At 57.0% G+C, this 12,555-nt stretch carries 9 protein-coding genes; 1 reads left to right on the forward strand and 8 read right to left on the reverse strand.

Translation table 11 applies throughout. The features are described 5' to 3' along the window. Positions 1–9: 9 nt before the first annotated feature. From AB5Y83_RS00695 to AB5Y83_RS00730, 8 genes are all read right to left on the reverse strand, one after another. Complete coding sequence (locus AB5Y83_RS00695) at positions 10–1,209, reverse strand: type II secretion system F family protein (RefSeq protein ID WP_236395526.1); 1,200 nt, start codon at positions 1,207–1,209, stop codon at positions 10–12. Further along, positions 1,209–2,864, reverse strand: a complete 1,656-nt coding sequence (locus tag AB5Y83_RS00700; RefSeq protein WP_139400858.1) for a GspE/PulE family protein — start codon at positions 2,862–2,864, stop codon at positions 1,209–1,211. The genes AB5Y83_RS00695 and AB5Y83_RS00700 overlap by 1 nt, the downstream gene beginning before the upstream one ends. Before the next feature lie 284 nt (positions 2,865–3,148). Then, on the reverse strand, positions 3,149–3,697 hold the full coding sequence (gene rfbC, locus AB5Y83_RS00705; protein WP_021231188.1) for a dTDP-4-dehydrorhamnose 3,5-epimerase: 549 nt from the start codon (positions 3,695–3,697) through the stop codon (positions 3,149–3,151). A gap of 62 nt (positions 3,698–3,759) precedes the next feature. Beyond that, complete coding sequence (gene rfbA / locus AB5Y83_RS00710; protein WP_139400860.1) at positions 3,760–4,638, reverse strand: glucose-1-phosphate thymidylyltransferase RfbA; 879 nt, start codon at positions 4,636–4,638, stop codon at positions 3,760–3,762. Between the two features lie 112 nt (positions 4,639–4,750). Then, entirely contained in the window at positions 4,751–5,638 is an 888-nt protein-coding gene (gene rfbD / locus AB5Y83_RS00715; protein WP_139400862.1) for a dTDP-4-dehydrorhamnose reductase, read from the reverse strand. Then, entirely contained in the window at positions 5,638–6,723 is a 1,086-nt protein-coding gene (gene rfbB, locus AB5Y83_RS00720) for a dTDP-glucose 4,6-dehydratase (protein ID WP_021231191.1), read from the reverse strand. Before rfbB ends, rfbD begins: the two co-directional genes overlap by 1 nt. Before the next feature lie 589 nt (positions 6,724–7,312). Beyond that, on the reverse strand, positions 7,313–10,462 hold the full coding sequence (locus AB5Y83_RS00725) for an efflux RND transporter permease subunit (RefSeq protein WP_368174509.1): 3,150 nt from the start codon (positions 10,460–10,462) through the stop codon (positions 7,313–7,315). Between the two features lie 17 nt (positions 10,463–10,479). After that, positions 10,480–11,673 (reverse strand): efflux RND transporter periplasmic adaptor subunit, encoded by a 1,194-nt coding sequence (locus tag AB5Y83_RS00730; protein WP_368174510.1) that lies wholly within the window; start codon positions 11,671–11,673, stop codon positions 10,480–10,482. Between the two features lie 140 nt (positions 11,674–11,813). On the opposite strand from AB5Y83_RS00730, the gene AB5Y83_RS00735 reads away from it, so the two are divergent. Then, positions 11,814–12,452, forward strand: a complete 639-nt coding sequence (locus tag AB5Y83_RS00735) for a TetR family transcriptional regulator (protein ID WP_005359187.1) — start codon at positions 11,814–11,816, stop codon at positions 12,450–12,452. The last annotated feature ends 103 nt before the right edge of the window (positions 12,453–12,555 follow it).

The following is a 12,555-nucleotide window of genomic DNA, read 5'->3' on the forward strand; positions in this document are numbered from 1 at the left end:
TCAGAGTTACTATACGGCCATTTCGTTCACACTGGTAATGGCCAGGATGATGCCAAGAATAATGACGCCGATGATAGAGCCAATTAGCAGAATGGCAAGGGGTTCGATCAACGCAAGCACCTTCTTGATGCGGTTCTTGCTGTTCTCCTCATACATGGCGGCCAGCGAGGAGAACATCTCGGCAAGACGGCCACTTTTCTCTCCGACCCGCACCAGATTGACCCCGGAGCGAGCGATCAATCGCGTCTCGGCGAGAGACTCCGACAGGCTCTTGCCCGAGCGCACCAGACGGATCACCTCTCCCATCCCACGCTGACGAAACGGAATGCGAAAAGAGCCGCGCGATAGTTCTAGCGCCTGCAGTAACTCGACCCGGGATCCCAGCATCGCCGCCAGGGTATAAGACCAGCTGGCAACATCGCTCTGGTAGAGCCATTCCCCCACTACTGGCAGGCGTGACACACCGTTGAGCAGACGTTGCCGCACATCGCGCGAGCGTAACGCCAGGGCCAAGCCAGCTATACAGAGGATGAGTGCAATAAGCAGCAGATCCCAGTTGGCGTTAAACCACTCCCCTGTCGAGAGCACCATTTCGGCCAACCAGGGCAACGTCACCTTACCGTGACCCAACATGCCAGTGAATTTAGGCACCACCACGGCAAACATCAGCACGACCGCAGACAAGCCTGCGAGTACCAATACGATGGGATAGGTCAAGGCATTACGCAGTTCATTGCCGGTTCGTTGATCAAACTGCATTTTCTCCAAAGCGCGACTGAGCGCCTCACCCAACTCGCCAGTGGCCTCACCCGCTCTCACCAGATGAAACAGGTAGTCGGGAAGCGGTAACTTGCTTTGGGCAAGAGCTGCGGAAAAACTCTCCCCCTGCTGTAAAGCCCTGCCCATGATGCGAAATGCCTGCTCAATTTGAGGATGGTGTCCCCCCTCAATCAGGGCATCGATCCCCTCTGAGAGCGTCACCCCAGAAGTGATCAGGGTGGTCAACTCATGGAGTGCCTGCAGCAACTGGGCACGGGTCAAGCGCGGAGTAAACCAGGGAGCACGAGCCACTACCGCCTGTTCAGTTAGCTCAATGACGATGATCCCCTTGTCCCTGAGCTGGCGTAATGCAGCATGATGATGGACTGCCTCCAGCTCTCCCTTCAGACTGTTGCCCTGCGCGTCTACGCCTTCATATTGAAAAATCATCAGTCATGTTCCACATAGGCGACCCGCATCACCTCTTCAATACTGGTTAATCCCCTGCTGGCCTTGATCAGGCCATCTTCAAACAGTGTCCGCTGGCCTTGTTGCCGGATCAGCGACTTGATCTCCTGAAGGGGAGCTTGTCGATTGACCAGCTGTTGCAATTCACCATCTAGGGCAACAAGCTCATAAATCCCCAATCGCCCACGATAACCAGTATGATGACAGTGCGAGCATCCCATCGCTTTCTTCCAATTAGCGGCAGCAAACGCTGGTTGGCTGATTGACCACCCTTGTGGCAAGAGCGGATGGTCATCATCAACGGCACACTGCTCACAGAGGCGACGAACCAACCTCTGTGCCTGAACACCGCGGACCGACGCCGCCACCAGGAAGGGCTCAAGCCCCATGTCAACTAGGCGGGTAAAAGCTGAGGCGGCATCGTTGGTGTGCAACGTTGAGAGCACCAAGTGACCGGTAAGGGCTGACTGAATGGCTATCTGAGCCGTATCTAAGTCCCGGATCTCACCGATCATGATGGTGTCGGGGTCTTGACGTAAGATGGCACGCAGTGCACGGGAAAAGGTGTAACCAATCTCGTTGTGCGCCTGGATCTGGGTCACACCCGAGACTTGATACTCAACAGGGTCTTCTACCGTGATGATCTTGTTGCTGCCATCGCGCATGGCTTCGAGCGCGGCATACAGCGTGGTGGATTTACCGGAGCCCGTCGGGCCTGTGACCAACACGATCCCGTTGGGACAGGCCAACCAGCTGTGCAGCAAACTGAGATGGTCAGGCTCAAACCCGAGTTTTTCCAGCGACAGCGTTCCCCTGTTCTTGGGCAGCAGACGCATCACGATCGACTCACCATGAACACCCGGTGCCGTCGAGACACGGATATCCATATCCTGACCACTCAGGCGCAAGGTGATACGGCCATCCTGTGGCAAGCGCTTCTCGGCAATATCCAATCCGGCAATCAGCTTGATCCGTGACCCTATCGCCGGGTAACGCTCGGCCGGTTGCACCATATGAGTATGAAGCACGCCGTCGACTCGCATGCGTACCGTGAAGCGCAGCTCTTCGGGCTCAACGTGAATATCGGATGCACCGCTGTCGACAGCCTGTGCCAGCAGGTTATTGACCAGCTCCACGACCGGCGCCTCTTCGATCAAAGCCTGTAGCGAATGCTCGCTGTTACTGAACAGGTCGGTGACGGCACTCTCACGTCTGACTTGGTCCACCAATGTGTCGATGTCCTGGGTTCGAGCCAGCCAGTACTGCACCGGGCGCCCCGCAAACAGGTAGGCGATGAGATCCTGCAGCTGCGTCTCTAACGGATCTTTTGCAACGAGCTGCAGCTGACCGTCCACCTCCCACAACAGAGCATCGTTATCGAGCCACCACTCCAACCTGACCGGCAAAGGCAGCAGGCACTGATAGATATCCAAGGGAGCAGGCATGTGAGAAGGCTCGACACAGGGATAACCCAACTGCTCTGACAGCGATCGCAATACCGCATCTTCAGAGACAGCCCCCATCCTGACTAGGATGGAACCTAGACGTCCGCCGGCCTGACGCTGTACTTCCAAGGCTCGCTCTAAGTCTTCGCGCCCGATCGCTCTATTGGCGATCAGTCTCTCACCAATCTTCATGACACGTCCTATAAAACATCGGCAAATCCGGCATTGGATTTATTACAGTACTCATCATTCAAAAAGGACGCGGTTGTACCTAAAGAGTTCCAAGCAAGTCATAACTCATAGATCCATTAACTTAACCCATTGAATAAATAGAGCGTTTAATTTCAACTAACCCCAAAAAGCATTTAATAGATTATTTCTAAACTAGTTTCCTGATAACAAGAGATTATTTTATTTGCTCACCAAATAATAGATAAGCAACCAGCGTTCGAAAGCGGCCCCGCAGGGCGCAATAACTAACAAAGCTCCGCCTCAGTGAACGCAGCAGCAAACGCATCTTTAGACGACAGGGTTGGAAACGTTCCGATCTCAGGCCAAGCAATGGCCAAGGTGATATCATTCCACAAGATGCTGCGCTCAGCAGTGGGCTGATAGTAATCTGTAGTCTTGTAGAGAAACTCGGCGTGTTCACTAAGGGTGAGAAAACCATGTGCAAACCCTTCGGGGATCCATAACTGTCGTTTGTTTTGAGCACTGAGGTTGACACCAACCCATTGCCCAAAAGTTGACGAGTCTTTTCGGATATCCACCGCGACATCAAACACTTCACCGGCGACACAGCGCACCAATTTCCCTTGTGCATGGGGGGCCAGCTGATAATGGAGCCCACGCAATACGCCCCGGCTCGAGCGTGAGTGGTTATCCTGGACAAACTCCACCACTCGCCCTACCGCCTCTTCAAAGACTCTTTGATTAAAACTCTCGAAGAAGAAACCTCTGTCATCACCAAATATACGTGGTTCAAAGATGAGCACGTCAGGAATAGATGTCTTAACTACATTCATTTGATTACCCACAAGTTATGATGCTAGAGAGAAATGAACCGAGCCATTATCTATTGAATACATCAGGCTCTGGCAATGAGCTTCATCAGGTACTGCCCATAGGCATTCTTCGCAAGTGGCGTCGCCAGACGTTTCACTTGTTCTGCGTCAATGAATTTCTTCCGATAGGCAATCTCTTCCGGGCAGGCCACTTTCAACCCTTGACGGGTCTCGATGGTCTGAATGAAATTACTCGCCTCAATCAGGCTTTCATGGGTACCGGTATCAAGCCAGGCATAACCACGGCCCATCATGGCCACCGACAGATTGCCTTGTTCCAGGTAGATACGGTTTACATCGGTTATCTCCAGCTCACCACGGGGCGATGGCTTCAGGCTCTTAGCAATCTCCACCACGCTGCTGTCGTAGAAATAGAGGCCGGTCACCGCATAGTTGCTCTTGGGCTCCAGTGGCTTCTCCTCCAGAGAGATAGCGGTACCCTCTTTATCAAATTCCACCACCCCATAACGCTCGGGGTCATGCACATGGTAGGCAAAGACGGTAGCGCCACTCTCTTTGGCCGCTGCGGCTTCCAACTGTTTCTGCAGGTCGTGGCCGTAGAAGATGTTGTCCCCCAGCACCAGCGCACAGGGGTCTGACCCGATAAACTCTTCACCCAGAATAAAGGCTTGTGCCAACCCGTCCGGACTTGGCTGCACCTTGTACTGCAAATTCAGACCCCACTGGCTGCCATCACCCAGCAATTGCTCAAAGCGGGGAGTATCTTGCGGCGTGCTGATGATCAAAATATCACGAATGCCCGCCAGCATCAGGGTGCTAAGCGGATAGTAGATCATCGGCTTGTCATAGATGGGCAGCAGCTGCTTGCTCACCGCCATGGTGACCGGATAGAGACGGGTGCCCGAGCCACCGGCCAGAATAATGCCTTTACGTTTGGTCATGATGCTTGTTTCTTATTTTTAAATTGCAAAAGAAAAGGGTGGCTTGTGGCCATGCCTTTTATGTTTTATCCCTGCCAGCCAGGGAGGCAGTCACTCCCCCCTGACCAGTGATTTATTTGCCGAGGATCTCGGTCAACATACGCTCTACCCCGACCATCCAGTCAGGCAGCACCAGATCGAAGGTGCGCTGGAATTTACCGGTATCAAGGCGGGAGTTATGAGGGCGTTTGGCCGGAGTCGGGAAGGCGCTGGTCGGCACAGCGTTGAGTTGCGTCACTGCCAGTTCAATGCCGGCCTCTCTGGCTTTGGCAAACACCAGCTGGGCGTAGTCAAACCAGGTTGTTGTACCAGAGGCAATCAGATGGTACAACCCGGCGACCTCGGGTTTACTCTGCGCAATACGGATCGCATGGGCGGTGCAATCAGCCAGCAACTCGGCGCCGGTCGGTGCGCCGAACTGGTCATTGATCACTGACATCTCGCTACGCTCTTTGCCAAAGCGCAGCATGGTCTTGGCAAAGTTGGCGCCGCGGGCGGCATAGACCCAGCTGGTACGGAAGATCAGATGACGGGAGCAGAGGGACGCACCTTGTTCACCCGCCAGCTTGGTTTCGCCGTAGACGTTAAGCGGTGCAGTTGCATCGGTTTCAACCCAGGGGCGCTCACCGCTGCCATCGAACACATAGTCGGTGGAGTAATGCACCAACCAGGCACCCAATGCTTCCGCTTCTTTGGCGATCGCCGCTACACTGGTCGCGTTGAGCAGCTCGGCAAACTCCCGCTCGCTCTCCGCCTTGTCGACTGCGGTATGGGCCGCGGCGTTGACAATCACGTCCGGCTTGACCAGACGTACCGTATCGGCCACCCCTGCCGGGTTGCTGAAATCGCCACAATAATCGGTGGAGTCAAAATCAACGGCAGTGATGCGCCCGAGCGGGGCCAGTGCACGCTGCAGCTCCCAGCCTACCTGGCCGTTTTTGCCAAACAGCAGGATATGCATCAGGCACGCTCCCCGTAATTCTGCTCAATCCAGGATTGGTAGGCACCGCTCTTGACGTTACTCACCCACTGCTGGTTATCCAGATACCACTGCACGGTTTTGCGAATGCCCGACTCGAACGTTTCTTGCGGTTGCCAAGCAAGCTCACTGCTCATCTTGCTGGCGTCGATGGCATAGCGGCGATCGTGACCGGGGCGATCCGCCACATAGGTGATTTGCTCACGATAAGAGCCCGCCTTCGGCACCATCTCGTCCAGCAGATCGCAGATGGTGTGGACCACATCCAGATTCTGCTTCTCGTTATGACCGCCGATGTTGTAGGTCTCCCCCACCAAGCCCGTGGTCAAGACCTTGTAGAGCGCGCGCGCGTGGTCTTCCACATAGAGCCAGTCACGGATCTGGTCGCCCTTGCCATAGACCGGCAGCGGTTTGCCATCCAGCGCGTTAAGAATGACCAGCGGGATCAGCTTCTCGGGGAAATGGTAAGGGCCGTAGTTGTTGGAGCAGTTGGTGACGATGGTGGGCAGGCCGTAAGTACGGCGCCAGGCGCGCACCAGATGGTCGCTGGAAGCCTTGGAGGCAGAATAGGGGCTGCTGGGGGCATAAGGAGTAGTTTCGGTAAAGAGCGGCAATGGCTCATTGGCAGCCACTTCATCCGGATGGGGCAGGTCACCATATACCTCGTCAGTGGAGATATGGTGGAAGCGGAAGGCCGCCTTGCGTACCTCATCCAGACCGTTCCAGTAAGCGCGAGCCGCTTCCAGCAACATATAGGTGCCGACGATATTGGTCTCGATAAAGTCAGCAGGACCTGTGATAGAGCGGTCAACATGGCTCTCGGCGGCCAAGTGCATCACCGCATCCGGCTGGTGCAGGGCAAACACCCGATCCAGCTCGGCACGGTTGCAGATATCCACTTGCTCAAACGCATAACGCTCGCTTGTCGATACATCGGCCAGGGATTCCAGATTGCCAGCATAGGTGAGTTTATCGAGATTGATAACGGAATCTTGGGTATCACGGATGATATGGCGCACTACAGCAGAGCCGATAAAGCCTGCGCCACCGGTAACGAGAATTTTCATAGATATGTTATCTCTTGCAAAGAGTTGATATGTGATAGGTGCGGACTGAAATGGAGTAAAACGCTGAAGAGTTGAGGCAATGTCTAAAATTCACTCAATATCCGAGATCCGGGGATCTGACATTTTAAACAAAGCAAAAGTTACATTGATAACAGGTAAACATCATGGCTACCGCCCCTGGGTTACAGCCCCCAGCTTGCTGCTTTTTATCATATTGCTCACGCCTTTGGTCATCATGCCTCCAGCATCGTTATGTCTTGGCAGCGTTGATCGCAACCCCCTCTCACGGGCACGCCGCGAGTTGGCACACTGCACCAGCCCGATTTTATAGGGAATTCTATCCCGTTTTTCCCAAGGATGAACAGTTGAAAGTAATTTGTGATGGGGGCAACTTGAGGCTCATCACAACATCAAGAGCGCGAAACGCCTTCTCATACCTCGCTTTTTCAATTACAACCACGCAATTTTTGCTTACATTTTTCACAAAAAACAGGGCAACCCATGGGGTTGCCCTGTTTGATTGTCAGCCAAACCAAAGCTGGCTGGCGATTTATTGGACTCTGTTCAGATTAGCTAAACCTGCATGCCATCAGTCACCTTTTGACTCAACTGCTGCAGCCATGCACGCCTCTTTACTCTTGTGGCTAGTGAAGTAACGCATCACCAACACAAAGAAGAGCGGCACGAAGAAGATGGCCAGCACGGTGGCACTGATCATCCCCCCCATCACGCCGGTACCGATGGCGTTGCGGCTGCTGGCACCTGCGCCGGAGCTGATCACCAGCGGCAGCACCCCGAGGATAAAGGCGAGCGAGGTCATCAGGATCGGACGCAGACGCAGGCGTGCCGCCTCCACCACCGCCTCACCCAAGCCCATCCCTTTGTCGTAGAGCTCTTTGGCAAATTCCACGATCAAAATCGCGTTTTTCGCCGACAAGCCGATGGTGGTGAGCAGACCAACCTGGAAGTAGACGTCGTTCTCCAATCCGCGAAGGGTGGCAGCCACAATGGCCCCCAGAACCCCGAGCGGTACTACCAGCATCACCGAGAACGGAATGCTCCAGCTCTCGTAGAGGGCTGCCAGACAGAGGAACACCACCAACAAGGAGATGGCGTAGAGCGCAGGTGCCTGTGAACCGGCCTGACGCTCCTGGAAGGAGAGCCCGGTCCACTCGATACCCACCCCTTCCGGTAGCTGTTTCACCATCTGCTCGATGGCGGCCATCGCATCACCGGTACTCTTGCCAGGCGCCGCTTCACCGACGATCTCCATCGCTGGCACGCCGTTATAACGCTCCAGACGCGGCGAGCCGAAGCTCCACTCGGTGCTGGCAAAGGCGGAGAAGGGCACCATCTGACCGGCACTGTTGCGCACATACCAGAGTTTCAGATCTTCCGGGTTCATCCGGAAGGGGGCATCCGCCTGCATGTAGACCTTTTTGATCCGGCCACGGTCAACGAAATCATTGACGTAGGACGAGCCCCAAGCGGTAGCCAAGGTGTTGTTGATATCCGCGATGGAGAGCCCCTGCGCCAGCGCCTTCTCGTAGTCAATCTTGATGTCGAGTTGCGGCGTATCTTCCATCCCGTTCGGGCGTACCCGCACCAGGGTGGGATCCTGCGCCGCCATGCCGAGCAGCTGGTTACGCGCCGCCATCAGCTTGTCGTGACCGATACCGCCGCGATCCTGCAGGAAGAAGTCAAAACCGGTCGCCGTCCCCAGCTCCGGGATCGGAGGCAGGTTGAAGGCGAACACTTGCGCCTCCTTGATGCTGAACAGATAGCCCATGGCACGACCGATAATGGCATTGGCGCTACGATCCGGGCTCTTGCGCTCGCTCCAGTCCTTGAGCTTGATAAAGGCCATACCCGCATTCTGGCCACTACCGGCGAAGCTGAAGCCGGATACGGTCAGTACGGAGTCAACATTATCCTTCTCGTTTTTCAGGAAGTAGTCGCGCATATCCGCCAGCACCACCTCGGTGCGCTGCTTGGTCGCCCCCACCGGCAGTTGCACCATGGACATGATAACCCCCTGATCCTCTTCCGGCAGGAAGGAGGTGGGCATCCGCATAAAGAGCACTGCCAGTACCGCCAGCATGGCACCGTAGATCAGGCTGTAGCGCACGCCCTGTTTGATCACCTTGCGCACGCCGCTCTGATAGCGGTTGGTACCCGCATCAAAGGCGCGGTTGAACCAGCCAAAGAAGCCGCGCTTGGCACCAAACTCGCCATGTTTCATCGGCTTGAGCAGGGTGGCACAGAGCGCCGGGGTCAGGATCAACGCCACCAACACCGACAGCACCATGGCCGAGACGATGGTCAGCGAGAACTGGCGATAGATGGCACCGGTCGAGCCGCCGAAGAAAGCCATCGGCACGAACACGGCGGAGAGCACCAACGCGATCCCCACCAGCGCGCCGGTGATCTGGGTCATCGACTTGCGGGTCGCTTCCAGCGGGGAGAGATCCTCCTCGCTCATCAGACGCTCCACGTTCTCCACCACCACGATGGCGTCATCCACCAGCAGGCCGATGGCCAGCACCATACCGAACATGGTGAGGGTGTTGATGGAGAAGCCGAACGCCGCCATCACCCCGAAGGTACCGAGCAGCACCACAGGCACCGCGATGGTCGGGATCAGGGTGGCGCGGAAGTTCTGCAGGAACAGATACATGACGCAGAACACCAGGAAGATCGCCTCGATCAGGGTCTGCACCACCTCCTCGATGGAGATCTTCACAAACGGCGTGGTGTCGTAGGGGTAGACGATCTCCATGTTGGCCGGGAAGTAATCCGACAGCTCATTGAGCTTGGCACGCACCTTCTCGGCGGTATCCAGCGCGTTGGCGCCGGTCGCCAGCTTGATGGCGACCGCGGCGGTGGACTGGCCGTTGTAGAGCGCATCGGCGTCATAGCTTTCGCCCGCCAGCTCGACCCGGGCCACATCTTTCAGCCGTACCTTGGAGCCATCCTGATTCACCCGCAGCAGGATGTCGTTGAACTGCTCCACGGTAGAGAGACGGGTCTGCCCCATGATGGTGGCGGTGAACTGCTGATCTTCCAGCGACGGAGTACCGCCCAGCTTGCCGAAGGCCACCTGGGCGTTCTGCGCCTTGATGGCCGCCTGCACATCCCCCGGGGTCATCTGCACCCGGTTGAGTTTGTTGGGATCGAGCCACACCCGCATGGAATACTGGCTACCGAACAAGGTGATATCCCCTACCCCGTCCAGACGGCTCAGGGGCTCCTTGATATTGGAGACCACATAGTCCGCCAGGTCGTCGTTGTTCATGCTGCCATCGCTGGAAATGAACGCCGCAACCATCAGGAAGCTGCTGGAGGTCTTCTGTACCCGGATCCCCTGCTGCTGCACCTCTTGCGGCAGCAGCGACATCGCTTGCTGCAGCTTGTTCTGCACCTGAACCTGGGCAATATCGGGATCGGTCCCCGGCTGGAAGGTGAGGGTCACCGACACCCGCCCCGCCGAGTCAGACTGAGAGGACATGTAGAGCAGGTGATCCAGCCCGGTCATGTTCTGTTCGATGATCTGGGTCACCGAGTCTTCCACCGTTTTGGCGGATGCGCCCGGATAGCTGGCGGAAATACCGACCGCGGGCGGCGCAATGCTCGGGTACTGGGCGACCGGCAATTTGATGATGGCCAGGCTGCCCGCCAGCATGATCACCAGCGCGATCACCCAGGCAAAAATGGGTCTGTCTATAAAAAATCGAGCCATGAGGCGACTACTCCATCCTACTTGTTGGCCGGGGTGTTGGACGCAGCTTGAGCAGACGCTGCATCAGCACCCTGCTCGGCGGGATTGACCACGGCGCCCGGTCGTACTTTCTGCAAGCCAGCCACGATCACCCGCTCGCCGGAGGTGAGCCCTGACTCCACCACCCAGTTGCTGCCAACGACACGGCTCAGCTGCACGTTGCGCAGCTCCACCTTGTTATCAGCGGTTACCACCATCACGGTGGCGCCGCCATTGGGGGTGCGAGTCACGGCAGTTTGCGGCACCAGCAGCCCTTGCGCCCGCTCACCCTCTTGCAGGGTGGCGCGCATGAACATGCCGGGCAGCAGCAGCTGGTGAGGGTTGGGCACAATCACCCGCAGGGTCACCATGCCGGAGGTCTCGTCTACGGTCACATCGGAGAACTGCAACGAGCCCTCTTCGCCATAAGTGGAGCCATCTTCCAGCTGGAAGGTCACCTTGGCCCCCTTCTGCTCGTCCTGGGTCAGCTTGCCCTCGGCGACCAGCCGCTTGAGGCGCAGCAGATCGGCGGTGGACTGACGCACATCCACATACATGGGATCGAGCTGCTGAATGGCGGTCAGGCTGTCAGCCTGCTGGGCAGTCACCAGCGCCCCCTCGGTCACCGCGGATTTACCGATGCGGCCACTGATGGGGGCGGTGATGCGGGTGTAACCGAGATTGATCTCGGCAGTGCGCAAAGCCGCCTCGCTCGCCATGATCTCCGCCTTGGCCTGCTTCCAGCTGGCGTCGGCGTCGTCATAGTCCTGACGGCTGATGGATTTGACCTTGAGCAGCTCCTGATAGCGCTGCGCCTTGAGGCGGGCACTCTGCTCGTTGGCCTCGGCCTTGGCCAGATTGGCTTTGGCGCTGGTAACCGCCGCCTGATAGACAGCCGGATCGATCTGATAGAGCAGATCGCCCGCCTTCACATCGCTCCCCTCGGTAAAGAGGCGCTTGAGGATGATGCCGCTCACCTGCGGACGCACTTCGGCCACCCGCAACGGGGCACTGCGACCGGTCAACTCGGTGGTCAACATCAGCGGACCGCTCTGCAGGGTCACCACGTTTACCGCCGCAGGGGGCATGCCGCCCTGTCCCTGGGGTGCGCCCCCCTTGTCACCACAACCTGCCAGCAAGCCTGTAGCCAGCAAGGCAAGACCAACTGAACGAGCAAGAATATGTTTATGCATGAAACACCTGAGCCTTTGCCAGTCAATGAACAATCAGGGCCACACGGGCCCTGTTGGTAAATAGTCGAAAGATGAGGCAATATACATACATTCATAAATGTATGTAAGTGACTTTTTGCTTGCATGAGGCACAAATTTCGATGGCCAGACGAACCAAAGAAGAGGCGCAGCAAACCCGCTGCCACATCATGAGCACGGCGCTGGATCTGTTCTGCTCTCAGGGCCTGGCCAAGACCAGCCTGACCGACATCGCCAGGGCGGCAGACCTGACCCGCGGGGCCATCTATTGGCACTTCAAGAACAAGGATGAACTCTTCATTTCGCTCTGGCAGGAGCTCTGCAGCCCCCTCGCCCACCAGCTCGATGCCTGCCTCAATCCAGATGAGCCGGATCCGCTGGGGCAACTGCGCCTCTTCTTCGAAGGGGTGCTCCACAGCTTCATTCACAATCCGGCCCAGCGGCAGATGTTCACCATACTGTTCAATCTCGAATCGCTGGAGGGGGAAGCCATCTCACTGCGCGAGCATATCCGCAGCCAGTCCGCCAACTTCTTCCGGGATCTGGAGACCACCCTGGCCAATGCGGTACGACGGGGCCAGCTGCCCGCCAACCTCAACCTGCAGCGCGCCGCCACCCTGCTCCACTGCACTCTGGATGGCTACATCATCAACTGGCTCCACTTTCCGGGGCGGATCGACCTGCAGGGCGAATCCGCCTTTATGATAGAGAGCATGTTCACCATGCTGGCCCAGCCCCACGGGCCTGCCTGCGGCCGCTAACCGGCTCCGGCAACTCCCACCCATCCAAATCGGGGCCTGACCGCGCGCTTTGGCAGTCAGGCCCTGATTTGTTACCCTGTGCGCCCCCTGCTTGAGGTAACCC

The sequence above is a fragment of the Aeromonas sp. R5-4 genome (assembly GCF_040908215.1).
In the GTDB taxonomy this organism is placed as follows: Bacteria; Pseudomonadota; Gammaproteobacteria; order Enterobacterales; family Aeromonadaceae; genus Aeromonas; species Aeromonas veronii.